At 58.9% G+C, this 1034-nt stretch carries 2 protein-coding genes; both read right to left on the reverse strand.

Features of this window, described 5'->3' with window-relative positions; genetic code table 11:
• Positions 1 to 190 (reverse strand): hypothetical protein (locus tag PVW46_RS08640; RefSeq protein WP_274575621.1); only part of this gene is annotated, 190 nt, incomplete at its 3' end.
• Complete coding sequence (locus PVW46_RS28745) at positions 129 to 725, reverse strand: recombinase zinc ribbon domain-containing protein (RefSeq protein ID WP_083242323.1); 597 nt, start codon at positions 723 to 725, stop codon at positions 129 to 131. The genes PVW46_RS28745 and PVW46_RS08640, both read right to left, overlap by 62 nt.
• Positions 726 to 1034 lie beyond the last annotated feature (309 nt).

The raw sequence follows: 1034 nt of genomic DNA on the forward strand, positions 1-1034 counted from the left end.
TAGGTTCAAATCCTACCCCCGCAACCAAATTACCATAAAGCCCGCCCATAAGGCGGGCTTTCGGCGTTTCCGGTAACTCACCGACGCGAAACGATAAGATCGCTCCAAGTTCCCCGAAAAGCTCAATCTCATGGCCGTTTGGTGCATCCGCGTCGGGGTGCAGAACAATGCAGAACAATCCTGTCGACAAGCCTCCGCAGGAGTTTCGCTGCCTCCGACCGAGTGTCTGGTGCGTTGAGTGTCGCTGCGAGGTCTGCCACCTTCCGGGCATAGATATCCGAGAGCCCCGGGTGCAGCGCCACAGGTTCTGGCGCCGGAGTGGCAGAAAGCCTAGCCTCCAACTCAGCTCGCTCCGCCTTCAGAGTATCCATCTTCGCCTTCATGCTCTGATGGAACAGTCCTTCGGTGATCGCTGTTACGATCCTGTCGATCTCCTTCACCACCTTTGCGAGGCGACGTTCGTCCTCGGTCCGGGGGGCCAGTGTGGCCAAACGTTCCTTCTGTATCTCGTCCTGGAAGGTCCGAATGAACTCGGAAACGAGCTCGGGCTGCATCAGATGATGCTGAAGTCCGTTCAGCACGCGTGCCTCGACGATCGTCCGTGCGATGCTGCGCCGATTATCGCAGGTTCCGCGGTTCCGAGCCGCAGAACATCCGTAACGCGACGCACTGATCATGATGTAGCCTGCACCACAGTGCCCGCAGTTCAACAGCCCTGAAAGCAGATCACGCGGCCAACGGCCACGTTCTGTCGCCCGTGAACCCGGTTCTTCGGAACGCGCCTTGCCGACGCTTCACCCGAAACCAGAGATTGTCTTCGATGATCCTCATGTTTGGAACATCTTTGATCACCCACACCTCCGGCGGGTTCGGACGGGCCTGTCGCTTGCCGGTGTCAGGGTCCTTCATGAAACGCCGACGGTTTCAGACGAGCCGACCGACGTGAACCGTCCCGGATTTACCGGAGAGTAAAAGGCTCGAAGGATACCCGTGATGAGCAAGAGACCCCACACGAGCCTCGACGGGCTCACCCC

Source organism: Mameliella sp. AT18 (assembly GCF_028807275.1).
Taxonomy (GTDB): Bacteria; Pseudomonadota; Alphaproteobacteria; order Rhodobacterales; family Rhodobacteraceae; genus Antarctobacter; species Antarctobacter albus.